This is a genomic window from Streptomyces sp. NPDC023541, assembly GCF_055559995.1.
This window is the reverse complement of record NZ_JBVHJO010000003.1, coordinates 518,620-541,353: the sequence shown is the minus strand read 5'-3', so window position 1 is coordinate 541,353 and position 22,734 is coordinate 518,620. Positions and strand designations below refer to the sequence as shown.

Annotated in this window: 21 protein-coding genes and 3 tRNA genes; 9 read left to right on the top strand and 15 right to left on the bottom strand. The window is 71.5% G+C overall.

Features of this window, described 5'->3' with window-relative positions; translation table 11 throughout:
* Positions 1-82: 82 nt before the first annotated feature.
* The 5 genes from ACZ3X1_RS10040 to ACZ3X1_RS10020 all read left to right on the top strand — a co-directional run bounded on the left by ACZ3X1_RS10040 (position 83) and on the right by ACZ3X1_RS10020 (position 4,928).
* On the top strand, positions 83-820 hold the full coding sequence (locus ACZ3X1_RS10040; protein WP_467278363.1) for a DNA methylase: 738 nt from the start codon (positions 83-85) through the stop codon (positions 818-820).
* On the top strand, positions 817-1,722 hold the full coding sequence (locus ACZ3X1_RS10035; RefSeq protein WP_467278361.1) for a bifunctional DNA primase/polymerase: 906 nt from the start codon (positions 817-819) through the stop codon (positions 1,720-1,722). Before ACZ3X1_RS10040 ends, ACZ3X1_RS10035 begins: the two co-directional genes overlap by 4 nt.
* Positions 1,723-2,028: 306 nt before the next feature.
* Positions 2,029-3,282, top strand: a complete 1,254-nt coding sequence (locus ACZ3X1_RS10030; protein WP_467278358.1) for a DUF3631 domain-containing protein — start codon at positions 2,029-2,031, stop codon at positions 3,280-3,282.
* Positions 3,283-3,447: 165 nt separating this feature from the next.
* Positions 3,448-3,645 (top strand): helix-turn-helix domain-containing protein, encoded by a 198-nt coding sequence (locus ACZ3X1_RS10025; RefSeq protein ID WP_350990559.1) that lies wholly within the window; start codon positions 3,448-3,450, stop codon positions 3,643-3,645.
* Positions 3,645-4,928 (top strand): tyrosine-type recombinase/integrase, encoded by a 1,284-nt coding sequence (locus tag ACZ3X1_RS10020; RefSeq protein WP_467278355.1) that lies wholly within the window; start codon positions 3,645-3,647, stop codon positions 4,926-4,928. Before ACZ3X1_RS10025 ends, ACZ3X1_RS10020 begins: the two co-directional genes overlap by 1 nt.
* Before the next feature lie 78 nt (positions 4,929-5,006).
* Here ACZ3X1_RS10020 and ACZ3X1_RS10015 read toward each other — a convergent pair.
* Both ACZ3X1_RS10015 and ACZ3X1_RS10010 read right to left on the bottom strand, forming a co-directional pair.
* Positions 5,007-5,079, bottom strand: a tRNA-Arg gene (locus tag ACZ3X1_RS10015).
* A 263-nt stretch (positions 5,080-5,342) separates the two neighbouring features.
* Positions 5,343-5,433, bottom strand: a tRNA-Ser gene (locus ACZ3X1_RS10010).
* Between the two features lie 184 nt (positions 5,434-5,617).
* On the opposite strand from ACZ3X1_RS10010, the gene ACZ3X1_RS10005 reads away from it, so the two are divergent.
* From ACZ3X1_RS10005 to ACZ3X1_RS09995, 3 genes are all read left to right on the top strand, one after another.
* A complete protein-coding gene (locus ACZ3X1_RS10005; RefSeq protein ID WP_391698470.1) occupies positions 5,618-6,043 on the top strand; it encodes an SSI family serine proteinase inhibitor in 426 nt (141 codons plus the stop codon).
* Positions 6,044-6,163: 120 nt separating this feature from the next.
* Positions 6,164-9,532 (top strand): response regulator, encoded by a 3,369-nt coding sequence (locus ACZ3X1_RS10000; protein WP_467278352.1) that lies wholly within the window; start codon positions 6,164-6,166, stop codon positions 9,530-9,532.
* A gap of 13 nt (positions 9,533-9,545) precedes the next feature.
* Positions 9,546-10,121 carry an antibiotic biosynthesis monooxygenase gene (locus ACZ3X1_RS09995; protein WP_356811075.1) on the top strand — a complete coding sequence of 192 codons (576 nt, stop codon included), beginning with the start codon at positions 9,546-9,548 and terminating at the stop codon, positions 10,119-10,121.
* 21 nt (positions 10,122-10,142) lie between these two features.
* On the opposite strand, the gene ACZ3X1_RS09990 is transcribed toward ACZ3X1_RS09995, so the two are convergent.
* From ACZ3X1_RS09990 to ACZ3X1_RS09950, 9 genes are all read right to left on the bottom strand, one after another.
* On the bottom strand, positions 10,143-11,792 hold the full coding sequence (locus ACZ3X1_RS09990; RefSeq protein ID WP_467278350.1) for a long-chain fatty acid--CoA ligase: 1,650 nt from the start codon (positions 11,790-11,792) through the stop codon (positions 10,143-10,145).
* Between the two features lie 151 nt (positions 11,793-11,943).
* Positions 11,944-12,477: a SigE family RNA polymerase sigma factor gene (locus tag ACZ3X1_RS09985; RefSeq protein WP_356811077.1), complete on the bottom strand. Its 534-nt coding sequence runs from the start codon at positions 12,475-12,477 to the stop codon at positions 11,944-11,946.
* A gap of 134 nt (positions 12,478-12,611) precedes the next feature.
* Positions 12,612-13,778, bottom strand: coding sequence for a lipid-transfer protein (locus ACZ3X1_RS09980; protein WP_467278347.1), 1,167 nt, complete (start codon positions 13,776-13,778; stop codon positions 12,612-12,614).
* On the bottom strand, positions 13,775-14,158 hold the full coding sequence (locus ACZ3X1_RS09975; protein ID WP_356811079.1) for a MaoC family dehydratase: 384 nt from the start codon (positions 14,156-14,158) through the stop codon (positions 13,775-13,777). The genes ACZ3X1_RS09980 and ACZ3X1_RS09975 overlap by 4 nt, the downstream gene beginning before the upstream one ends.
* Positions 14,155-15,186, bottom strand: a complete 1,032-nt coding sequence (locus tag ACZ3X1_RS09970) for an acyl-CoA dehydrogenase family protein (protein ID WP_467278345.1) — start codon at positions 15,184-15,186, stop codon at positions 14,155-14,157. Before ACZ3X1_RS09970 ends, ACZ3X1_RS09975 begins: the two co-directional genes overlap by 4 nt.
* Positions 15,186-16,133, bottom strand: a complete 948-nt coding sequence (locus tag ACZ3X1_RS09965) for a bifunctional MaoC family dehydratase N-terminal/OB-fold nucleic acid binding domain-containing protein (RefSeq protein WP_467278342.1) — start codon at positions 16,131-16,133, stop codon at positions 15,186-15,188. Before ACZ3X1_RS09965 ends, ACZ3X1_RS09970 begins: the two co-directional genes overlap by 1 nt.
* Positions 16,130-17,281, bottom strand: a complete 1,152-nt coding sequence (locus ACZ3X1_RS09960) for an acyl-CoA dehydrogenase family protein (protein ID WP_467278592.1) — start codon at positions 17,279-17,281, stop codon at positions 16,130-16,132. Before ACZ3X1_RS09960 ends, ACZ3X1_RS09965 begins: the two co-directional genes overlap by 4 nt.
* 179 nt (positions 17,282-17,460) lie before the next feature.
* Positions 17,461-17,772, bottom strand: coding sequence for a hypothetical protein (locus tag ACZ3X1_RS09955; protein WP_467278590.1), 312 nt, complete (start codon positions 17,770-17,772; stop codon positions 17,461-17,463).
* 280 nt (positions 17,773-18,052) lie between these two features.
* Entirely contained in the window at positions 18,053-18,466 is a 414-nt protein-coding gene (locus tag ACZ3X1_RS09950; protein WP_356811082.1) for a DUF6344 domain-containing protein, read from the bottom strand.
* An 826-nt stretch (positions 18,467-19,292) separates the two neighbouring features.
* Between ACZ3X1_RS09950 and ACZ3X1_RS09945 the strand changes: the two genes are divergently transcribed.
* On the top strand, positions 19,293-19,715 hold the full coding sequence (locus ACZ3X1_RS09945; protein ID WP_356811083.1) for an SCO4225 family membrane protein: 423 nt from the start codon (positions 19,293-19,295) through the stop codon (positions 19,713-19,715).
* A gap of 114 nt (positions 19,716-19,829) precedes the next feature.
* On the opposite strand, the gene ACZ3X1_RS09940 is transcribed toward ACZ3X1_RS09945, so the two are convergent.
* The 4 genes from ACZ3X1_RS09940 to ACZ3X1_RS09925 all read right to left on the bottom strand — a co-directional run bounded on the left by ACZ3X1_RS09940 (position 19,830) and on the right by ACZ3X1_RS09925 (position 22,728).
* Positions 19,830-19,919: transfer RNA gene (locus ACZ3X1_RS09940), tRNA-Ser, on the bottom strand.
* 49 nt (positions 19,920-19,968) lie between these two features.
* Positions 19,969-20,925 (bottom strand): trypsin-like serine peptidase, encoded by a 957-nt coding sequence (locus tag ACZ3X1_RS09935; RefSeq protein WP_467278336.1) that lies wholly within the window; start codon positions 20,923-20,925, stop codon positions 19,969-19,971.
* 208 nt (positions 20,926-21,133) lie between these two features.
* Positions 21,134-22,180, bottom strand: coding sequence for a YeiH family protein (locus ACZ3X1_RS09930; RefSeq protein WP_467278334.1), 1,047 nt, complete (start codon positions 22,178-22,180; stop codon positions 21,134-21,136).
* Positions 22,180-22,728, bottom strand: a complete 549-nt coding sequence (locus ACZ3X1_RS09925; RefSeq protein ID WP_030816928.1) for a cysteine dioxygenase family protein — start codon at positions 22,726-22,728, stop codon at positions 22,180-22,182. The genes ACZ3X1_RS09930 and ACZ3X1_RS09925 overlap by 1 nt, the downstream gene beginning before the upstream one ends.
* Between the last annotated feature and the right edge of the window lie 6 nt (positions 22,729-22,734).

Sequence of the window (22,734 nt, the reverse complement as noted above, 5' to 3'; positions counted from 1 at the left end):
CACAACGAGGGCGGCCCCCTCTCGCCAAAGACCGGGCCGCCCTCATCCACAACCCATCAACAGACCTGTGGAGGACTCCAGCATGACCCACCCCGCCCACATCCGGCAGGACCACACCGACGATCGGCCGTTACTCCTGGACCTGTTCTGCTGCGCCGGCGGCGCAGCCATGGGCTACCACCGCGCCGGATTCACGGTCGTAGGTATCGACGTGATCGATAGGTCCGACCACTACCCGTTCGCGTTCCGACAGGGCGACGCCCTGACCCTCCTCGCCGAACTCATCGCCTCCGGTGAGATCCACCGCTACTCGGTGATCCACGCTTCGCCGCCGTGCCAGAAGCGGTGTGCGCTGACCGTGGGCACCAACCGGTCCCGCGGCTGGGGCGGCCGGCACGTCGACCTTGTTGCCCCGACCCGCGAACTCCTCGACGCGTCTGGTCTGCCGTACGTGATCGAGCAGCCCGACGGAAAGGCCGACGTCCGCAAGGACATCACCTTGTGCGGGGAGATGTTCGGACTCGGAGTACTCCGGCACCGCAACTTCGAACTCGGCGGCTGGAGCACACCCAAGCCCAAGCACGTCCGGCACCGCGGCTACGTCCGCGGCTGGCGCCACGGCGAATACCGCGACGGCCCGTACGTCGCCGCCTACGGCAAGGGCGGCGGCAAGGCCACCGTCGCGGAGATGCAGCAGGCGATGGGCATCGACTGGACCGACGTCCACGAGGAACTCACCGAGGCCATCCCGCCGGCCTTCTCGGAGTGGCTCGGCCGGGCCTTCCTCGCCCGCACCCCGGCCGGGGCGGTGGCGGCATGAGGGCTACGACCGGTCACCTGCGTACCGCCCTGTGGCTCGCCGGGATCGCCCTGCCCGTCCTGCCCCTGCGCGCGAGCAAGCTCCCCGTCGGGAACTGTGCCGCCTGCACCAGCAGCAAAGGCGCCGGGCCCTGCCGGTGCGGGGACCGCCCGAACATGAAGTTCGCCGGACCCTGCCAGTGTCCCGCTCCCTGCCACGCCTGGGCCGCCGCCACCACCGCCCCGGCAGTCCTCACCTCCCCGGCATGGGCCCGCGCCTGGCGGCAGGCCGGAGGGGTCGCCTACCACCCCGGCGGAGCCGGGCTCACCGTCGTGGACCTCGACAACGCCGAAGCGGTCGCCTGGGCCCGCCAGGCCCTCCCCGCGACGAAGACCGTGGCTACCACCCGGGGTGAGCACTGGATCTACCGAGGAGCCATGCAGTCCGCCAACGGGGTCCGGCCCGGCGTGGACATCAAGTCTCTGATGTCCTACGCCCGCTGGATCAACACCGGGACCGGCACCATGACCGCCCTGCCGGACGCCGTCCGCGCCCTGGTCGGCAGGGAAGAGTCCACATCCACCCGCTCCCGGGGAGGGTCGGTGGACTCTTCCTCACCGGCCCGCGCCACCTGGGACCGATCCGTCGCCACCGGCTGCCGCCACAACGACACCTTCGTCCGCACCGGCCTGGAGCGCGGGCTGGCAAGGATTACCGCCTGCCGGGAGGAGGGCGCCGGGTCCAAGGCCTACGGCGTTGCCCGGTTCCTCGCCAAGCAGCACACCGCATGCCCCGGCCCCTGCGGTCTGGAGATCCTCGCCCGGCACATCATCGACGCGGCCGTGTCCGTAGACGTCCCCGAGGCCTACGCCGAGCGGGCCGTCACCAACGGATTCGGCGCCGCGCTGGTGAAGGCGCCATGACCGCCCGCCCCAGCCCCGCCCAACCGGCCCCCACTCCGGACGGCAGTAGCGCGCTGAAAGTCGTCGCCGAAGGCGTCCCTACATCTGTTCGCTCTGACCCGCACGCCGACGACGGACGCCGGCCCGTGGCGTGGCTCCACATCGTCGCCCCCGGCCGCGGCATCACCCCCTCCGCCCGGTCCTGGTGCCAGTGCGGGCGGGACCTGTTCGCCGCCGGCCAGACCCGCGTGCTCGCCCTGATTGCCGACCACAAGCAGCACCGCACCGTGTGCCCCCTCCTCGCCTCTTCTGAAGGGAAAGCCGCTGATGAGCGACCCGACCACGCCCGCCGCACCGATCGACGGCGCCGCGCTGCTTGACGAGGTGGAGGCCTTCCACCGCAGGTTCAACATCTTCCCGCGTGAGGCGGCGTACGTGGCCGTGACGTTGTGGGACGCACACGCGCACCTGCTCGACGCCTTCGACGCCACCCCCCGGATCGCGTTCCTCTCGCCCGAGCCCGGGTCCGGCAAGAGCCGTGCCCTGGACGTGATCGAAACCCTGGTGCCGAACTCCATGGCCGCGGTGGACGCCTCGCAGTCCGCGCTGTTCCGGTCCGTGGCCGGAGTCGAAGGAAGCAGGCCCACAATCCTCTTCGACGAGATCGACACCATCTTCGGCCCCAAGGCCGCGGGCGATGAGAACCTGCGCAAGTTCCTCAACGCCGGTCACAGCCGCGGCCGGAAGATGTACCGATGTGTCGGGGACGGCGCCAACCAGACCGTGGAAGGGTTCCCCGCCTTCAGCGCCGTGGCCCTCGCCGGGCTCGGCTCCCTGCCCGACACCGTCTTCACCCGCTCCGTCATCATCCGCATGCGCAAGAAGGCACCCAACGAGAAGTGCGAGCCCTGGCGCGAGCGCATCCACAAGAAGCAGGGCAACGCCCTGCGCGACCGCCTCGCCGCCTGGGCCGAGTCCGTCCGCAAGCGGGTCACCGAGTCCTGGCCGACCATGCCCGACGGAATCACCGACCGGCCGGCGGACGTATGGGAGCCGCTCCTCTCCGTCGCCGAAGCAGCAGGAGGTGACTGGCCGCAGCGGGCCAGCGCCGCCTGCCTGGAACTCGTCGCCGCCGCCAAGGAGAACGACGCCTCCTCGCTCGGCATCCGGCTCCTGACGGATCTTCGTGATCAGGTCTTCCGCGGAGAGGAGCGGATGCCGACCGCGGCCATCCTCGAATGCCTCCTGCGCATGGACGACGCCCCCTGGGCCGACATGGACGGCAAGCCCCTCAGCTCCCGGATGCTGTCGCAGATGCTCGGCCAGTACGTCACCGCCACCAACAAGCCCATCAAGCCCCGCGGGATCCGAGTCGGCTCCGCCACCCCCAAGGGCTACTACGCCGAGGACCTGGCGGACGCCTGGGCCCGCTACTGCCCCCCGCACCCCCAGAAGTCCGCAACATCCGCCACAGCCGCCACACCGCAGGTCAGCGGGGGTGAATCTGTGGCGGAAGCCGCCACAGCCATCCGCCACATGCACGCGGAAACCGCCACACCGCTCTTCCCCGTCGCCGGATAGCCACCCGCGACCCCAGGTGCCGCCACGTCCACGCGTGGCGGCACCGATCCGCCACAAAACCGGGATCCGCCACAAACTCACGCCCCTGACCAGCCCTGTTGCGGCGTGGCGGATGTTGCGGATTCCCCAGAGCGACGAACGAGGCACCGACGACCGGAGGTCGCAGTGAGTTCGACTCTGCCCACCACCCACCAAGCCCTGACAGTCCCCGAGGTCATGGCCGCTCTCCGGCTCAGCCGTTTCACCGTCTACAACCTGATCCGCTCCGGCGCATTGCCCAGCTACACCGAAGGACGCGCCCGCCGCATCCCCGCCGACTCACTGCACACGTACATCCGTAACCGACTTGAGGAGGCTGCCTGATGGCCAAGCGACGCGCCAACGGCGAAGGCACCATCACGAAGCGCAGCGACGGCCGCTATCAGGCTGCGGCCTACGTCTTCCGGCCCGACGGCACCCGCGTTCGGAAGTTCGCCTACGGCAAGACCCGTGACGAGGTCAGCGTCAAGCTCATCGAGATGCAGGACAAGACCCACAAGGGGATCCCTGCCGCCACGTCCACGATGGCCCTTGGCGACTACCTCACGTACTGGCTCGCTGCCGTCGCTCCGAACCGCCTGAAGCCCGCGACCTTGAACAGCTACGAGGGGCTGACCCGCCTATACATCCGGCCGGCGCTCGCGAAGAAGCGTCTCAACCGGCTGTCCCCCGCCGACATCCGACTCTTCCTGACCGACTTCAAGAGCGGGTGCCTCTGCTGCCTGCGAGGAGCGGACGCGGCGCGGGCTGAGGGCGACCGGAACTGCTGCGCCGTGAACCGGTGCTGCAAGCGCAGCCCATCCGCCCGGACCGTCCAGTACGTCCACGCAGTTCTGCGCTCCGCTCTTCAGCAGGCAGTCCGGGAAGAACTCATCGCGCGCAACGTCGCCGGGATCGTGGAGACCCCCACAGTGAAGAGGGAAGAAGTGCACCCGCTGACCGCCGGAGAAACCCGGATGCTCCTCAAGGCTGCTCGCCCGCACCGCCTCTCCGCGCTGTGGCTGCTACTGGTATCCACTGGGCTCCGACGAGGCGAGGCCCTAGCCCTCACCTGGTCTGACATCGACCTGGCCGCCGGGCAGCTCCGGGTGCGGAGGAACCTCCAGAGGATCCGACGTGAGCTGATCTTCGGCACGCCCAAGACCGCCCGGTCCCTGCGAACGATCTCCCTGCCGAAGCGCTGCGTGGAAGCCCTGAAGGCTCACAAGACGGCGCAGGACGAGGAGCGGCTGATCGCGGGCAAGAAGTGGCAGCCGCTCGACCACCAGCCGAGCGGGCTGATCTTCACCACCGCCACGGGGCGCCCGACCGACCCGCGCAGCCTGAATCGCATGCTCACGCTCCTGTGCTCCAAGGCCAAGGTCCGGCGGGTGCGGGTGCACGACCTGCGCCACACCTGCGCCTCACTGCTGCTCGCTCAGGGCGTCGACGCGCGCACGATCATGGAGACGCTCGGCCACAGCACGATCACGATGACGCTCGACACCTACGCCCATGTCATGGAGTCGACCCTGCGCGCTGCCGCCGAGCGGATGGAGGACGCACTCGGGATCGAGGATTCACTCGAAGAGGAGGGTGAGGCTCCCGGCGAGCCGCCGGCCGCCTGATGGAGTTCCGGAGACGTTGATGTCACCCGCTGATGTCAGAAGCCCCCTGGAGAATCTCCAGGGGGCTTCTGGCCTGTGTGCACTCGGCAGGATTCGAACCTGCAACCTTCTGATCCGTAGTCAGATGCTCTATCCGTTAAGCTACGAGTGCTTGGGCTTCCCGGGGTTTTTCGCCCCGTTGGCCTTGCGAGAACAACAATACATGGAGCTCGCCGGGACGCGAAATCCATTACCCGGACCCATCCTGACCTGCGGAAACACTCCGGACGAAGATCGTCCGCAAGGGTTCGCGCAATGGTTGGGCCGAGCCGGAACGCCCTGTCCGCCACGCAAGCCCGGGCCGGCGCGCACGTCCTGGAACGCTCGGAACGCGTCGAAGCCCCGGTCCTGATGGACCGGGGCTTCGATGAACTGCGGAGGCGGAGGGATTTGAACCCTCGATGGGTGGTAAGACCCAAACCGCATTAGCAGTGCGGCGCCATAGACCGGACTAGGCGACGCCTCCAGCACACCCCCGCGTACGAGGGTGCGTGCAGATGATGACACAGGCGCAGGGCCCCTCACCAATCCGCTCCCACGGTACTAGGCGGAACGGGCCGAGGGCAAAGCCTTAAAGGACCGCCGCACGCAACATCGGCGCGCTCGCGTCGTTGGTCAGGCGTATGACGTACGGACGACCTGGAGTGCCCATGCTGCGTCTCGCCGCCTTCGCCGTCACCTCGGCCCTGGCCACCGCGGCCGCCGGGCCGCTGCCCCCTCTGCCCCTGGGACAGCTGCTGGCCCCGCCCGACCGGCTGACCATGACCATGACCGACACCGGCAACCGCCAGCTGGACCGGGAGTACAAGCTCGAATGCGGCCCCGTCGGCGGTGACCACCCCGAGGCGGAGGGCGCCTGCGCGCGGCTCGACCGCTTCGCCGAGGAGGGGCGCAACCCCTTCGCCCCCGTACCCCCGGACCAGATCTGCACCAAGCAGTACGGGGGGCCCGCTACCGCGCGCGTCACCGGAACATGGAACGGACACAAGGTGAACGCCACCTTCCGCAGGACGGACGGATGCGAAATCAAGCGCTGGGACGAGTTGGAACCTCTGCTTCCGAGTGGGCGTTCCTGACCTGGGAGGATGCCCGGAAGGGGAGTCGCCGGCCCCACATCGGCCACCCCGCCGCGAGCCTGTGGCCTTAGACTCCTCCCGTGACTTGCCGGTAGTCGTTGGTCAGGGAGGAAGCTCGTCGTGAGCAGCAGGCCATCCCGAGGCGCTGCTCGCCTCGCAGCAATACTCGACGCCCTTCCGGACGCGCTGTTGCTCGTCAACGCCAACGGCACGGTCGTCAACGCCAATTCGATCGCCCTCGAGGTCATGGAGAGCCCCGGCACCGGGCTCGTCGGCCGGGGCGTGCTCGACCTCCTGCCCGAGTTCGACTCCAAGCTGATCCCCGGCTCCATGCGCCGGCCAGGCGAGGACGAAGGCGGCCGGACCAAGCCCAAGCGGATGGTCGCCCGCCGCACCGACGGGTCGGAGTTCCCCGTCGAGGTCACCAGCGCCCACCTCGACGGCCGCGACGCCTACCGCGAGCCGCAACCCTCATACACCGGTGACGAGCTGCTGATGCTCGTGGTCCGTGACCTCTCGCAGACCGTCGACACCGAGGCCGAGCTGGCCCGCTCCCAGCGGCAGACCGAGATGATCCTGCGCGCCGCCGCCGAGGGCGTCGTGGGCACCGACACCGACGGACGGGTGGTGCTCGTCAACCCGGCGGCCGCCCAGATCCTCGGCTACCGCGCCACCGACCTGGGCAACCGCGAACTCCACGGCCTGGTCCAGCACTCCCGCGCCGACGGCTCGCCCTTCCCCTTCGAGGAGTCCCCGCTCGCCGACACCCTGCGCAGCGGGCGCAAGCACCGCGTACGCGGGCAGGTGCTGTGGAACAAGGCCGGGCAGCCGGTCGCCGTCGACCTGACCACCTCTCCCGTACGGGACGGGGAGCAGCTCGTGGGCGCCGTCATGACCTTCACCGACCGCCGGCCCTACGACGCCCTCGCAGCGCGGCACGCGCAGCTGCTCGCCGTCCTCGGGGACTCGCTTCGCGGCCCGCTGGACGAGCTGCGCGGCGAGCTGGCGACCCTGGCCGCCGACGACGCCGGACAGCTGTGGCCCGAGGCCAACCAGCTGCTGCACCACCTGGCCGCCGGCTACGCGCGGATGACCACCCTGGTGGACAACGTGCTCGGCTTCCAGCGCCTGGACGCCGGCCGCGAGAAGCTCGCCAAGAAAAAGGTCCTGATCAACGGCGTGGTCACGGCCGGCGTCGACGGCGCGGTCGAGCTGATCGGGCCCGGTCGCGCGCAGTTCGCCGTCCACGCGCCGACCATCGAGGCCGAGGTGGACGCCGAGCGGATCTCGACCGCCCTCGCACACCTGGTCGCGGACGTCGCCGGCGTGGACGCCACCGGCAAGACCCGTCAGGGCAGCGGGTACAGCGACTCGACGATCGTGGTGGCCGCCGCGCAGCGAGGCGATGTCGTACGGATCGAGGTGCGCGGCCCCTACGAGGGCGGCAGCCCGGTCCACGAGCCGATCGTCCGGGGCATCGTCGCCGCGCACGGCGGCGTGCTGCAGACGGTGGAGGTCCCGGGCGCGCCCGGCGGCGCCTACGTGCTGGAACTGCCGCTCGGCTCGGGTGCCGGGACGGTGACCCTGCCCGAGTCGGCGCAGGCGCCCCCGGCTGGCACCGGCCCGGACGGCGCCGGGACGGAAGCGGGCGCCGCTCCCGGCAAGGTCTCCGGCGGCCGGCGGGGCCGGCGCGGAGTGGACGCCTTCCTGGAGGACGAGATCGCGGGGCCCGAGGCCGCGCAGGCCGGCCAAGGCGGGGGCGCACTGGCGCTGCCGTCGGGCCGGCGGCGGGCGGGCGAGGCCGGCCCGCCCGCGGGGCCCGAGCTCGCCCAGTCCCCGGTGAACCCGGCGGGCCTCGGAACCGGCCGCAGGCGCGGCCGGGCCGGTGACGACAACGGCGGCGGTGCCGAGGGCCAGGGCGGCGCCGGTCGCCCCGCGCAGCCGCAGGGCACCGCGATGCCCGCGCTCCCGCCCGTGCCCACGGTGCCCCCGGTGCCGGTGGCCGAGCACCCGGCCGGCCGACGGCGGGCGCTGGGTCCGGCCGGTCCGCCGCACCCCGGCGGTCCCGTACCGGCGACGGGGCTCGGTCCGACGCCCGCTCCGGCGCGGCCCATCGCCCCGGAGGGCGGCTTCGCGCTGCCGGCCGGTCCGGCCCCCGCTCCGTCGGCCCCCGCGGGCCCCGCCGCAGCCGTCCCCGCGGGCCCCGGTGCAGCCGCCCCCGCGGGCCCCGGTGCAGCCGCCCCCGCGGGCGAGGCCGGCCCCGACGCCGAGGCACCGGCCGGGCGGCGTGGCCGCCGGGCGCTGGGCGCCCCCGGAGCGGAGCCCGAGGCGCCGGCCGCACCGTCCGACGCACCCGCCGAGAACCCCACCGGGCGGCGGCGCGCGCTGGCCGGCGCCCCCGCGTGGCCGGTTCCGGCTGCCCGCACCTCTTCCGAGGGCGACGGGGCCACCGGCCACGTCGCGGTCCCCGGAGCACGCCAGTCGCAGGACGTGCCCGCGCAGGGGCAGGCCGCACAGCCGATCAGTGTGCGCGCTCTGGGCACCCTCGGCCAGGGCATCGCCGTCGACCCCTCCGCCGCGGCCCCCGCTGCGGCTTCCGGGTCCGGCCGACGCCGCCGACTCGCCGAGCCCAGCCCGCAGGGCCGAGCCTTCGCCATAGGCGCCCCCGAGGCGGGCGCCGACGAGGGTCCCGAGCCGCTGGACGGCCCGGGCGGTGCGGTCGAGGTGGTCAACCGGCCCGTGCCGCAGCCCGTGGACGACGAACTCCCGCCGGAGCCCCTGGACAACCCGCGCCGGCTCCTGGTGTGGCCGGCGCCCGACGTGCAGACGCAGCAGGCGCTCAGCGACCGCGGCTACCGCCCGGTGGTCGTGCACTCCCGCGAGGAAGTGGACGCGCAGATCGCCGCGTTCCCCGCCGCGCTGTTCGTCGACCCGCTGACCGGGCCGATCACCCGGACCGCCCTGCAGTCGCTGCGACAGGCCGCCGTGGCCGCAGAGGTACCCGTACTGGTCACGGCCGGGCTGGGGCACGCCACGCGCGAAGCGGCGTACGGAGCCGATCCGGCCGTGCTGCTCAAGGCGCTGGCTCCGCGCGACAGCGAGCAGCACCCCTCCCGGGTCCTGCTGATCGAGGAGCACGACGAGATCGCGACCGCGCTGACCGCGGCCCTGGAGCGGCGCGGCATGCAGGTCGCCCGGGCCGGTGCGGACACCGACGCGGTGGAGCTGGCGACGCGGATGCGGCCGAACCTGGTGGTCATGGACCTGATGCAGGTGCGCCGCCGGCGAGCCGGGATCGTGGACTGGCTGCGGGCGAACGGGCAGCTGAACCGGACCCCGCTGGTCGTCTACACGGCGACCGGCATCGATCCGGCCGAACTGCCGCGCCTGGCCTCGGGCGAGAGCGTGCTCTTCCTCGCGGAGCGGGCCACCACGACGGACGTCCAGGGCCGCATCGTGGACCTGCTGGCCAAGATCGGCACCAACTAGCGATCCTGGACCGATGGCCATCACCCACACGACCGAGCACACCGTCCCCGCCGACAACGGGGAGGTGAACCTGCTCATCGCGCGACAGGTGGAGCCGGGGCACGAGGAGGCGTTCGAGGCCTGGGCCCACGGGATCCTGGAGACGGCCGCCGGTTTTCCGGACCACCTGGGCTACGGGCTCTTCCGGCCGGCGACGGAGGGCGGTCCGTGGTTCCTGGTCCACCGCTTCCGCAACCAGGCCGCCTTCCAGCGCTGGCAGGACTCCCCGGAGCGGGCGCAGTGGTTCTCCAACTGCCTGGGCCACCACCACACGGAGATAGCCCGGCGGGAACTGCACGGCATGGAGACCTGGTTCGCCCAGCCGGGTACGACCCGTCCCGCGCCGCCGCGGTGGAAGATGGCGATCAGCTCGGGGCTGGCCATCTTCCCGATCTCGCTCGTCGGCAACGCGGTGCTCGGGCCGTACCTGGTGGACCTGCACTTCGTACTGCGGACGGCCGCCTTCGCCGTCGTGTTCAGCACGCTGATGACCTACGTGGCCATGCCCGCCGTCAGCAGGCTGCTGCGGCCATGGCTCACGCGGGGTTAGGCCCCTTCGGGGCCCGGGGCGTCAGGCGAGCTTGGTGACGTCCAGTGCGCCGTCCGCGTACTGCTGGCGGATCACCTTCTTGTCGAACTTGCCGACGCTGGTCTTCGGTACGGCCTCGATGATCGTCCAGCGCTCCGGCAGCTGCCACTTGGCGATCGACTGCGAGAGGAACTCGCGCAGCCCCGTGTAGTCCACGGTCGCGCCCTCCTTGAGGACGACCGTCGCCAGCGGCCGCTCGCCCCACTTCTCGTCGGGTACGGCGACCACCGCGGCCTCGGCGACCTCGGGGTGCGCCATCAGCGCATTCTCCAGCTCGACGCTGGAGATCCACTCGCCGCCGGACTTGATGACGTCCTTGGCGCGGTCGGTGAGGGTGAGGTAGCCGTCGGGGCTGATGACGCCGACGTCCCCGGTCTTGAGCCAGCCGTCGGCGCTGAACTTGTCCTCGGGCTTGAAGGGTTCGCCGGCCGCACCGCCGTAATAGGCGCTCGCGATCCAGTTGCCGCGCACCTCGAGCTCACCGGCCGACGCCCCGTCCCAGGGCAGAAGGTCCCCGCCGGGACCGACGAGACGGGCTTCGACGCCCGCGGGGAAGCGGCCCTGCGTGATCCGGTAGGGCCACTCCTCCTCGGCGCTCAGACCGGCCGGCGGGTGCGCCATCGTGCCCAGCGGGGAGGTCTCCGTCATGCCCCAGGCGTGGCAGACGCGGACCCCGAGCTTGTCGTAGGCCTCCATCAGGGAGGGCGGACAGGCCGCGCCGCCGATGGTGACCTGCTTCATCGATGTCAGGTCACGCGGGTTGGCGGTGACCTCGGCCAGCAGCCCCTGCCAGATGGTCGGGACGGCCGCGGCGTGCGAGGGCTTCTCCCGCTCGATCATCTCGGCGAGCGGGGCGGGCTGGAGGAAGCGGTCCGGCATCAGCATGTTGATGCCGGTCATGAAGGTGGCGTGCGGCAGGCCCCAGGCGTTCACGTGGAACTGCGGAACGACCACGAGAGTGGTGTCCTTGTCGGTCAGCCCCATCGACTCGGCCATATTGACCTGCATGGAGTGCAGGTAGAGCGAGCGGTGGGAGTAGACGACGCCCTTCGGGTCCCCGGTCGTGCCGGAGGTGTAGCACATCGCGGCCGCCTGGCGCTCGTCCAGCTCGGGCCAGTCGTAGCTGTCGGAGCGGCCTTCGAGGAGCTCCTCGTACTCGTGCACGCGCACGTTCAGGCCGTCGAGCACGGAGCGGTCGCCCATACCGGTCACGACGACGTGCTCGATGGTGGGCAGGTGCGGCAGCAGAGGTGCGAGCAGCGGCAGCAGCGTGCCGTTGACCAGGACGACCCGGTCGGCGGCGTGGTTGACGATGAAGACCAGCTGCTCCGGGGGGAGCCGCAGGTTCAGCGTGTGCAGGACGGCGCCCATGGAGGGGATCGCGAAGTACGCCTCGACATGCTCGGCGTTGTTCCACATGAGGGTCGCGACCCGGTCGTCCTGCTGCACTCCGAGCTCGTCGCGCAGGGCGCCGGCGAGGCGGGTGGCCCGGACGCCGATCTCGGCGAAACTCCGGCGGTGCGGCTCTGCCTCCCCGGTCCAGGTCGTGACCTGGGACTTCCCATGGATCGTCATCCCGTGACGGAGTATGCGGGTGACGAGGAGCGGTACGTCCTGCATGGTGCTGAGCAAAGCGTCCTCCCGGTGAGCGCTGCGGCGCTGCGGCGGCTACGGATGCTGCCGATTCTGCGCACGTACCGGTCGGTCTGTCACTACCCGGGGGTAGAACCCGCTCGTGTTTCACGTGAAACATCCCCTTGTTTCACGTGAAACATCGCCTGTCTCAACGGACGGGGGCGAGCTCCGGGTCCTCACGGAGCTTGCCCAGCGCGCGGGAGACGGCACTCTTGACCGTGCCGACCGAGACCCCCAACAGCTCGGCGGTCTGCACCTCGCTCAAGTCCTCGTAGTAGCGCAGGACGACCATGGCACGCTGCCGGTCGGGCAGCCGGGTCACCGCACGCCACATCGCGTCGCGCAGCGCCTGCGCCTCGGCGGGGTCGGAGGAGGGAGCCGGCTCGGTCTCCGGGAGCTCGTCGCACACGAACTCGTCGACCTTGCGCTTGCGCCACTGGGAGGTACGGGTGTTGACCAGGGTCCGCCGGACGTAGCCGTCCAGTGCGCGGTGGTCCTCGATACGGTCCCAAGCCACGTACGTCTTCGCGAGGGCGGTCTGGAGCAGGTCCTCCGCATCACACGGATTGGCGGTGAGGGAGCGCGCGGTGCGCAGTAGGACGGTGCCGCGGGTCCGGACGTACGCCGAGAACGACGGGTACGGCGTCGGGGTCGAGGCGAGCGTGCAAACAGGCGGGGTCATGTCTCCACGCTAGGAGCGCCCGCCACCCCTGGAATCGCCCGTAGGTGCCGATGGGGGATCCATCTCAGGTTGTAGGAGTAGGGCCATCCCCACCCCCTGAAGGTGGAGGGGCGGGGCCGGCACGGACCGGGGTCTCAGCCGTCGGCGCCGAGGATCAGCCCGGACGTCGGCACTCCCGTGCCGGCCGTGACGAGTGCGTGCGAGGCTCCCGCCACCTGGTTGACGGAGGTGCCGCGCAGCTGGCGGACGGCCTCGGCGATGCCGTTCATGCCGTGCAGGTACGCCTCGCCGAGCTGGCCGCCGTGGGTGTTGAGCGCAAGCGCGTCCGCGGCCACGAAGTCGGCGGCCTCGCCCGGCTTGCAGAAGCCGAACGCCTCCAGCTGCATCAGCACGAAGGGGGTGAAGTGGTCGTAGAGGATGCCGACGTCGATGTCGGAGGGTCGCAGCCCGCTGGTGCGCCACAGCTGGCGCGCGACCACGTCCATCTCCGGGAGGCCGGTCAGGTCGTCGCGGTAGAAGGAGGTCATGCCCTCCTGGCGGCGTCCGGCGCCTTGCGCTGCCGCGGTGATCACGGCGGGCGCGTGCCGCAGGGCGCGGGCCCGTTCGGTCGTGGTGACGACGAGGGCCTGGCCACCGTCGGTCTCCTGGCAGCAATCCAGCAGCCGCAGCGGTTCGACGATCCAGCGTGAGGCGGCGTGGTCGGCGAGGGTGACCGGCTTGCCGTGGAAATAGGCGGCCGGGTTGTTCGCGGCGTGCCGCCGGTCGGTGACCGCGACGTGCCCGAAGGCTTCGGGAGTGAGGTGGTAGGTGTGCAGGTAGCGCTGGGCGGCCATGGCCACCCAGGAGGCAGGGGTCAGCAGCCCCCAGGGCAGCGACCAGCCCAGTGCCGCGCCCTCTGCCGATGGCTCGCGCTGCTGGACGCCGGAGCCGAAGCGTCGTCCGGAGCGCTCGTTGAACGCGCGGTAGCAGACCACGACCTCCGCGACCCCGGTGGCGACGGCGAGGGCGGCCTGCTGGACGGTGGCGCAGGCCGCGCCCCCGCCGTAGTGGATGCGGGAGAAGAAGGACAGCTCCCCGATGCCCGCCGCCTGCGCGACGGTGATCTCGGGGCTGGTGTCCATGGTGAAGGTGACCAGGCCGTCGACATCGGCCGGGGTGAGCCCGGCGTCGTCGAGGGCCGCGTGCACGGCTTCGACGGCGAGCTTGAGCTCGCTGCGGCCGGAGTCCTTGGAGAACTCGGTAGCGCCGATGCCGGCGATCGCGGCCCGGCCGCCGAGCTGGTCCCGGGTGCGGACGCTCATTCCGCCACCTCCGCGGTGGCCGTTCCCGACACGTGCTGGCCGATGCCGTTGGTTCCGACGACGCGGATCTCGACGGTGTTGCCGAACACGGCGGTGACGGTGCCCGTGAGGGTCATGGTGTCCCCCGGGTAATTGGGGACGCCGAGGCGGATGGCCACCTTGCGCAACACGGCCCGCGACCCGAGGTGGTCGGTGATGTAGCGGCCGACCAGTCCGTTGGTGGTCAGGATGTTCATGAAGATGTCCGGGGAGCCCTTCTCCCGCGCGAGCGCCGTGTCGTGGTGCACGTCCTGGTAGTCGCGGGAGGCGATCGCGCCCGCGACGATCAGGGTGCGGGTGACCGCGATCTCCAGCGGCGGCAGGGTGTCGCCGACGTTCATGCCTGTTCTCCCTCGGCTATCGAAGCTCCCAGCTCGGCCAGCAGCTCGCTGCCGCAGCCCAGGTAGGCGTCCAGCTGTCGTCCCCACAGGAAGTGCCGGTGCACCGGGTGGTCCAGGTCGGCGCCCATGCCGCCGTGCAGGTGCTGGCCCGCGTGCACGACCCGCTTGCCCGCCTCCGAGGCCCACCAGGCGGCCGTCAGCGCGTGCTCGTGCGCCGCGAGCCCCTGGTCGATGCGCCAGGCGGCCTCGTACGTGGTGACCCGGATCGCCTCGGTGTCCATGTGGGCGTCTGCCGCGCGCAGCATGACCCCCTGGTTGGTGGAGAGCGGCCGGCCGAACTGCTCGCGGGTGGAGGTGTACTCCACGGCGCGGGCGAGCGAGCCCGCGCAGACGCCCGCCTGGAGCCCGGCGAAGGCGGTGCGCGCGGCGGCGAGGGTGTGCTCGTAGGCGTCGTCGGACCCGATGGGTTCGGCCTCGGCCCCGCTCAGGACCAGCCGGCCGGCCGACCAGGGGGCGGTGGTCTCGACGGGGGACGTCCGTACGCCGGGCGCGTCGGTTCGTACGAGCCACAGCGCCCGCTCGGCATCCGGGACCAGTACGTGCGTGGCGTCGCGCAGCCAGGGGACGGTGGGGGCGGTGCCGGTGAGCCGGCCGCCCTCGGCGGTGATCCGGCCGCGGGCCGGGAAGGCTCCGGTGGCCACCGCGTCCCCGCTGCCGAGTGCGGGCAGCAGGCGGGCGCGTTGCTCCGCACTGCCGTGGGCGGCCACGGGGAGGATCCCGTACGCGCACGTGGCGGCGTAGGGAACCTGTGCGGTGGTGCGGCCCTGTTCCTCCAGCAGCAGGACCAGTCCGAGCAGGCCGATCTCCTCGACGGCCGCGGTCAGTCCGGCGGCGGTGAGGGCCTTCCACAGTTCGGCGTCACTGCCGGTGCCGGCGGCGGCGAGGCGCTCGTGGGTGGCGAGGTCCGAGAAGATCCGGGCGGCGAGGCCGGCCGCGGCGGCCTGTTCCTCGGTGGGGTGGAAGTCCATCAGCCCTCGCTCCCGCGGAAGACGGGGAGTTCGAGGTCGTCGTCCACGCGCAGGAACTCCAGGTGCACGGGCAGGCCGATGCGCACTTTGTCGTACGGGACACCGGTGATGTTGCTGATCATGCGGACCCCTTCGGCGAGCTCGACGAGCGCGACCGCGTAGGGCGGATCGAAGGCCGGGAACGGCGGGTGGTGCATGACGACGTAGCTGAACACGGTGCCGGTGCCGGAGGCCTCGACCGTGTCCCATCCGGGGCTGGCGCAGGCGTTGCAGCCGGGGAGCCAGGGGAAGCGGAGGGTGGCGCAGGAGGTACAGCGCTGGATCAGCAGTCTGTGGTCCCGGACCCCGTCCCAGAACCCCTGGTTGTCGCGGTTGACCACGGGGCGCGGGCGTCGCGCGGCGGTCTTCGGGCGGGACTCGGGCTCCTTGGCCGGCCTTCCGCCAGGTGCGTACTTGAGGATCCGGAAGCGGTGGGTGCCGGCGGGCTGCCCGCCCGCTCGGACGTCCATCCGGGTCGTCACGAAGTGGCCGGTGCCCAGCTTGGTCGTCTTGCGCGGCGACACGGACTCGATGACGGCGTCGAAGGTGATCGTGTCGCCGGGACGCAGCGGACGGAGGTACTCCTGCTCGCAGTCGGTGGCGACGACGGAGGTGAAGCCGGCACCGTCGAGGAGCCCGAAGAGCTCGTCGTAGGCGGAGGAGCGGTCGGAGTGACCGGAGAGCCCGCCCATGGTCCAGGCCTGGAGCATGGTGGGGGGAGCGATCGCGTCCGGCCCGGAGTAGGCGGGGTTGGTGTCGCCCATCGCCTCGCACCAGTGGCGGATCATCGGTTCGTTGACCGCGTCCTTGCCCCGGCCGGCGGTGGCGGCCGGCTGCCCCTCGAAGGCCGCGAGCAGCGCGTGGAACCGGGCCGCCTCCTCGGCCGTGCCGGGTGCGTCCGCCGTCATCGCTTCCTCCCCTTCATGCCGAGCCGCATCATGGCGACGATCTCCCGCTGGACCTCGCTCACCCCGCCGCCGAAGGTGTTGATCTGCGCGGCCCGGTTCATCCGCTCGAGCTCGCCGCCCGCGAAGGCCGCGGGCCCCCGTACGAGCGCCTCCTCACCCACCACCTCCTGGCACATGCGGTACACCTCGACGGCGGACTCGGTGCCGAGGAACTTCACGCCGCTGGCGTCGCCGGGGGCCAGGCTGCCGCTGCCCACGTCTTGGACGAGGCGCCAGTTGAGGAGGCGTACGGCGGCCAGCCGGGCATGGGCCTCGGCGAGGCGGGACCGTACCCAGGGCAGGTCGGCGGGGCGCTCTCCGGTGACCGGGTCCGCGGTGCGGGCGTGCCGGAGCGCGTGCTCGTAGAAGTCCTCGGCCTGCATGCCGATGGCGGCGAGGGCCACGCGCTCGTGGTTCAGTTGGTTGGTGATCAGTCCCCAGCCGCCGTGCTCGGGGCCGACGAGGTTTCCGGCCGGCACCCGGACGGAGTCGTAGTACGTCGCCGTGGTCGTGAGCCCGCCGACGGTGTCGATCGGGGTCCACGAGAAACCGGGGTCGTCGGTGGGGACGAGGATGATCGAGATGCCCTTGTGCTTCGGGGCCCCGGGGTCGGTCCGGCAGGCCAGCCAGATCCAGTCCGCGTTCTGGGCGTTGGAGGTGAAGATCTTCTGTCCGTCGACCAGCCAGTCGGCTCCGTCGCGGACCGCCCGGGTGCGCAGTGAGGCGAGGTCGGTGCCGGCTTCGGGCTCCGAATAGCCGATGGCGAAGACGATCTCGCCCGCGAGGATCCGGGGGAGGAAGTAGTCCTTCTGCTCCCGCGTCCCGTACTTCATCAGGGTCGGGCCGACCGTGTTGAGCGTGACCATGGACACGGGGGCGCCGGCCCGGTAGGCCTCGTCGAAGAAGACGAACTGCTCGTCTGCGCCGCGGCCCTGCCCGCCGTACTCGACGGGCCAGCCGAGGCCCAGCCGTCCGTCGGCGCCGATGCGGCGCAGAAGTGCGCGCTGGCGGGCCGGATCCTCGGGGACCCCGTCGGGCAGCAGTTCCTTGAAGTACGCGCGCAGTTCGGCACGGAGCCGCGACTGGCCTTCGGACGGGGCGAGGTGCACGGCGCAGGCCTCCCGGCATCGCATCATCGAGGTAACTGACTGTCCGTCAGATTCACCTGTGGTGTCAAGGCCGAGACGGGGAGGGGGAGCCGGGCCTGCGCGAGGGCGCCCGCGCTACCTGACCCCAGCCGGTCCGGCCGCACGGGCGCCTTCAAGATTCGGAGCGACTGATGCCTCTGTTACCAGCAACGGCGGAAGTTGACCGCCACGTTCGAGTTGGACTGGTGGAGCGCCGTGAAGGCCGAGCCGCTGACCTCCGCGGTGTTGTTCTGGTTGGAGGCACCGGAGCCGGTGGCCACCTGCCGCGAGGTGAACGAGTTGCCGTTGTTGTCGCCACCCACGCCGCTGCCGATGATGCGGCCGACAACGGCTCTTTCGCGTTTCCGCTGTGCTGACGAGGGAGCGTTCCACCAAACCGCCGCACCCGGACATGCCGAAAAGGGCCGCGCCGTCCGGGAACCCCACCGTCTCCCGGGCCTGCGGCCCTGCAATGCCAAGCTTCACGCCCCCGGCACGCTCCCCGGCGCACGCCGGGGTGATCCATCCGTGCCCCGCTACGGGGACACCGCGCGGCGCGATCCGCGGTCACGACCGACCGGGCTCCAGCGCCTGCCTGCGCTCCTGCTTCTGCGTGCCGTGCTTCCGTCTGTCTGTGGTCCTGGTCCTGCTGACGTACCTGTGCTGCCGACATGCCTGTGCTGCTGACGTAGCTGTGATCCTGCCTGCCGTCCTGCCTTCGGTCCTGCTTCGTGCGGACTTGCTCGTACGGGACTACGCGGCGAGCGCCAGCGCCTCGCGGGCGGCGGGTTCCGCGGTGGGAGTCAGGACGCGGGCGGCGGGTTCTCCGACAGGGGCCAGGATGCGGGCGGCGGTTCCCGGGGCGGCACCCATGGCTGCGGCGGTGGTCGAGCGGCGGACACCGGGAGTCTTGCCGTGGGCCTCGGCCCGGATGCGCTGCTTCAGCGTCGGCGGGAGCGAACCGCCCCGCATCATCTCCCGCCAGCTCCGCGGGGCCGTGACGACCGGCCGGCGCACGGGGGCGGTGACGGTTGCCGCGGCGGCGCCACCGACGGTGGATGCGGCGGCCGGAGCCGTCTTGCCGCCGAAGCCGAGGGCGGAGAGGACGGCCACGAGGGCGGCGAGGACGGAGGTCCAGATCGACGTGAGGATGGTGCGGTCAGTCATGACGGAGTGCCTCGATTCACGATGTTCCAACGGGCGGATCTGAATACATTCGTCATGATGTGGGGGCAACCGCACTGCGTTCATCACACGCGCCGATCTTCCGACAAACACCACTCGGAAGAACCAATGCGGCTTTTCGCCCACTCCCCCAACCCCTTGCGGCCAGACCTTCGGGGCCGTCTCGCACCAGGCCTGGCCTGCGCCGTTGCCCCGGCACACCGGCAGCCGGCCCGCAATCCGAGATTCCCCCCGCACGCCTTACGGCAGACGGGACGACGCCGCGCCGGCCAAGGAGGGGCAGATGGCGGGGTTCTTCGGCTGCCTGTATTACGCGGCGAGGCGGCTTGCGAGATCGCCGCGCTGCGCAAGGCCGACTGCCGACTGCCGGAGACGGGATGGGGGCGAACTCGTTCTCGGCGGTAGTCACCCCGAGGTCGGCGCCGGGTGGACTGATGGCGGGCAGCCCTGCGACCAGCGCGCCCTGAGCAGTTCAGAGTGGACGCCGTCCGCCGGTCCCCCGGTGTACTGCGAACCCAGAACCGGAACAGGACCGTCAGGTGTGCCCGGCCCGGTGGGCCACGTCCACCGGTCCGACCCCCAAGCCTCCGGCACCGTGTGCCGGACATGGGGGATACGTTGCGCGGTGTCCCCGGCGTGCCTGCCGTGCACGGCTCCGACCAGGTACGCAGGGCCGAGCAGGATGAGTAGGCGTACTCAGGTGGCGGTCCTCGGCAGCTTCGAGACTGGGTGCAGGTCGAACGAAGCGGAACGTGGAATCGGAACGGGGAACGCCATGGTGCGGCGCTGGTCGAAGGCTGAAATGTGGGTGCCTGGCGCGTACCTGGCACTGGTGGTCGCGATGCTGGTCTACGTCGCGGTCGGCAGCCGGATCGGGGACATCGGGTTCTTCGGAGTCTGGCCGATCCTGGCCACGGCGCCGGTCAGCCTCTTGCTGCTGGGCGCCTTCGGACCCGCGGTGGACGCCCTGGACTCGGCCCCGCCCATGGATCCCCATCCCCAGTACGGCTCTGAGCCGCCCACGAAGCTGCCCACGGACTACCCCTCGGAGTCGGACCCGCTCCCCGCAGACTGGGTACCGGACACGTCCGTGGCCGCTGAGCCCTCGATGTGGGACGGACTCGGCTTCTACGTTCCGGTCCTGGTCGGCGCTCTGGTCAACGCCGCGGCGATCTGGGCCCTGCTCCGCTATGTGGCACGGCGGCGCGACGCCAGGAGCGCGCAGGCCTAGCCATGATCCGGGCCCACAGACAGCCCATACTCGCTGGTCAAGTGAGGCCGGGTGAGCGGGGAGGGCGGGCACCCGGATCGGGTGCCCGCCCTGTGACCTGCTACTTCTCTGACCTGGCGGTGGGTGTGGGATTTGAACCCACGGTGACATCGCTGCCACGACGGTTTTCAAGACCGTTCCCTTAGGCCGCTCGGGCAACCCACCTGGCCGGTACAGAGTACCGGCCGGGCGGGGGTGGCGGGCGACTGTGAGGTCAGGAGGCCTGAGCCTTGTCGTAGGCGGCCTTCGCCTCGTTGCCGAGGTACGGGCCGTACATCCGGTTCGGCAGGAAGGTGTAGCCGAAGCTGTTCACCGAGACCTGCGTGCCCAGGCCCGTGGCCTCGTTGAAGTCCTGGAACCAGGGCCCGCCGCTGGAGCCGCCGGTCATGTTGCAGCCCAGGCCGTGGTCCTTGGTGAGCAGGAAGTCCTTGCCGCTGTTGCCGCTGCAGTAGACCAGCTTCGTGCCGTCGTACGGGGCCGCAGCGGGGAAGCCGAAGGAGTACATCTTCTTGTTGTAGCCGCCGTTGAAGAGGACCCCCTGGGCGCCGACGGCCTGGCTGAGGGTCTGGCCGTTCAGCGGGGCGACGACGGCAAGGCCGACGTCCATGTTCATGTCCTCGCTCGCCGCCCACTGGTCGGTGGCGAAGGTCTTGGTGGCCGACCACTGGCCGTAGGGCGCCGACCCGTTGTTGTAGGCGGGCACGAAGACCCAGTTGGTGTGCCAGGCGCCCTGGTACTTCACGCAGTGGCCGGCCGTCATCACCGTGCTGCCGTTGGCACTGGTGATCGAGTTGCCGGAACAGGAGGCGGTGCGGCCGCCCATCGTGAAGAAGACCCGGCCCGACGTCTTCACGACCGCGCCTCCGCCCGTCCAGGCCCCGCCCGCTTGCGGAAACGCCGTGGGTGCTGCGGTAGACACCGCGGCGGTCGGGGCGATGGCGGTGGGTGCGGCGGACGTGGCCACCGGGGTGCGGGCAGCGCCGGGGACCGCCGTCACGTCGAGCGGGGTGGCCTCCCGCATCCGCTCGGCGGTCCAGAAGCCCTGGGTGTGCTGCTGCCGGAAGGATGCCGGGGCGTCCGCCGCGATCGAGGGGGTGGCCGCCGTCAGGACGCCCGCGACCAGGGCGCCTGCCGAGAGCAGGACGGACAAGGCCGTGCGATGACGATTCACGCATGACTCCTTCTGCCGTGCCCGGACCGGTCGGAGCCGGGCAGGGTGGGGGTGAAGAGCGGTCGGTGCGGATCGGCTGTGCGTGGTGCGTCGTACGTGGTGCGGCTTGCCGGGGCAGAGTGGCACGGCCCCGCGTCAAAGTCAGCGGCCAGTCGGAACGTTCGGTCGGATCCGGCCAGGAAATGGCCAACTCCCGGCCGTTGCAGCGTCATACGGTGAGCATCACGCCCACGTACGAGACACCGGCGACGACCACCCACGCGCAGAGCCCCAGCGCCGCCGCCCGCCCTCCGGTCCGCGCCAGCGTCGGCAGGTGGACCGCGCTCCCCAGGCCGAACAGGGCCGCCGCCAACAGGGCCTCCTGCGCGCTGTGCGCCCACTCCAGCGCTACGTCCGGCAGCACGCCGGTGGCGCGCAGCGCGGCCGCGGCCAGGAATCCGGCCACGAACAGCGGCACGGGGGCCGGCCGGCGACCCGAGGGGGTGCGAACACCGCGCCGCCGGGCCCGTACCGAGAGGGCGACCGCCGCCACCAGCGGAGCGAGCAGGGCCACCCGCATCAGCTTGACCAGCACCGCCTCGCCGAGAGCGTCCGGGCCCGCGGTCTGCGCGGTCGCCACCACCTGGCCGACATCGTGGACACCGGCGCCGACCCACCGCCCGAAGGCCGGGTCGGAGAGCGCCAACGGACCCTGGAGGAGAGGGAGTACGGCTATGGCGAGGGTCCCGCACAGAGTGACCAGTGCCACGGAGGCTGCCACGTCCTCCTCGTCGCTGCCCGACACCTCGCTCACCGCGCCGATCGCCGAGGCCCCGCAGATCGAGTATCCGGTGGCGATCAGCAGCGGCTGATCGCCCGGAAGCCCGAGCCGGCGGCCCAGCCAGAGGGTGCCGAAGAAGGTGGCCGCGACCACCCCCACCACCATGGCCACCGTGGTCCAGCCGAGCCGGAGCACCTGGTCCAGCCCCAGGCCGAGGCCCAGCAGGACGATGCCGATCCGCATCAGCCGCCGGCCGGCCAGGGAGAGACCGGGGCGCGCGGCTCCTCGTACGAAGGTCCGCGGCCCCGGGACGTGCGCCACCGCGATGCCCAGCACCACCGACGCGGTCAGCATCGGTACGGCCGGCACGAGGCGGTGGATGCACCAGGCGACCAGGGCTCCGCCCGCCGCCAGCGCCAACCCCGGCCAGGGAGTGGATGTTTCACGTGAAACATGCCGAACCGCCGTGCTCTGGGGGCGGTGGAGGAGGGCCATCAGTCGACGGGGAGCTTGTAGACGCGACGGATGCTGGTGCCCAGCCGGGACACATCGGCGCCGTACACGTGCACGGATATCGCCTTGGTGGAACAGGAGTTACGGACCTTGTGGATGTCTCCGGGCGGCGCGAAACCGCATACCTCACCCTGGGCGTTGACCACGTCCTCCGTCGCCACCAGGCGGGCGGGGCCGGCACCGGGTGCGAGCCGGAAGCGGCGTTCGCTCTCCTCGCCCTGGTGCACCCCGGCCACGCACCACGACACGTGGTCGTGGATACAGGTCTCCTGCCCGGGGAGCCACACCAGTGCCACCACGGAGAAGCTGCCGTCGGACTCCGCGTGCAGGATGTGCTGCCGGTAGCGCTCCGGGTCGCCCTCCTGCTGCGTCGGCGTCAGCAGGTCGGGCGCCCCGAGGTGCGGGGCGAGCCGTTCGCCCACCAGGTAGGCGGTGAGGTCGGGAGCCAGCCCCCGCTCCACAACCGTGCGGATCTCACTGACGAGGGCGGCCATCCTCGTGGTGGTACGGGCCGGTGTGGTGGTGGTCATACGGGC

Bases quoted from the DNA above. Each gene is read 5' to 3' on its own strand.
- ACZ3X1_RS09965 (WP_467278342.1), bottom strand. From the start codon at position 16,133: ATGACGGCGGACGCACCCGGCACGGCCGAGGAGGCGGCCCGGTTCCAC.
- ACZ3X1_RS10030 (WP_467278358.1), top strand. From the start codon at position 2,029: ATGAGCGACCCGACCACGCCCGCCGCACCGATCGACGGCGCCGCGCTG.
- ACZ3X1_RS09980 (WP_467278347.1), bottom strand. From the start codon at position 13,778: ATGAGCGTCCGCACCCGGGACCAGCTCGGCGGCCGGGCCGCGATCGCC.
- ACZ3X1_RS10040 (WP_467278363.1), top strand. From the start codon at position 83: ATGACCCACCCCGCCCACATCCGGCAGGACCACACCGACGATCGGCCG.
- ACZ3X1_RS09995 (WP_356811075.1), top strand. From the start codon at position 9,546: ATGGCCATCACCCACACGACCGAGCACACCGTCCCCGCCGACAACGGG.
- ACZ3X1_RS09950 (WP_356811082.1), bottom strand. From the start codon at position 18,466: ATGACTGACCGCACCATCCTCACGTCGATCTGGACCTCCGTCCTCGCC.
- ACZ3X1_RS10020 (WP_467278355.1), top strand. From the start codon at position 3,645: ATGGCCAAGCGACGCGCCAACGGCGAAGGCACCATCACGAAGCGCAGC.
- ACZ3X1_RS09970 (WP_467278345.1), bottom strand. From the start codon at position 15,186: ATGGACTTCCACCCCACCGAGGAACAGGCCGCCGCGGCCGGCCTCGCC.
- ACZ3X1_RS10005 (WP_391698470.1), top strand. From the start codon at position 5,618: ATGCTGCGTCTCGCCGCCTTCGCCGTCACCTCGGCCCTGGCCACCGCG.
- ACZ3X1_RS09975 (WP_356811079.1), bottom strand. From the start codon at position 14,158: ATGAACGTCGGCGACACCCTGCCGCCGCTGGAGATCGCGGTCACCCGC.
- ACZ3X1_RS09985 (WP_356811077.1), bottom strand. From the start codon at position 12,477: ATGACCCCGCCTGTTTGCACGCTCGCCTCGACCCCGACGCCGTACCCG.
- ACZ3X1_RS09930 (WP_467278334.1), bottom strand. From the start codon at position 22,180: ATGGCCCTCCTCCACCGCCCCCAGAGCACGGCGGTTCGGCATGTTTCA.
- ACZ3X1_RS10035 (WP_467278361.1), top strand. From the start codon at position 817: ATGAGGGCTACGACCGGTCACCTGCGTACCGCCCTGTGGCTCGCCGGG.
- ACZ3X1_RS09925 (WP_030816928.1), bottom strand. From the start codon at position 22,728: ATGACCACCACCACACCGGCCCGTACCACCACGAGGATGGCCGCCCTC.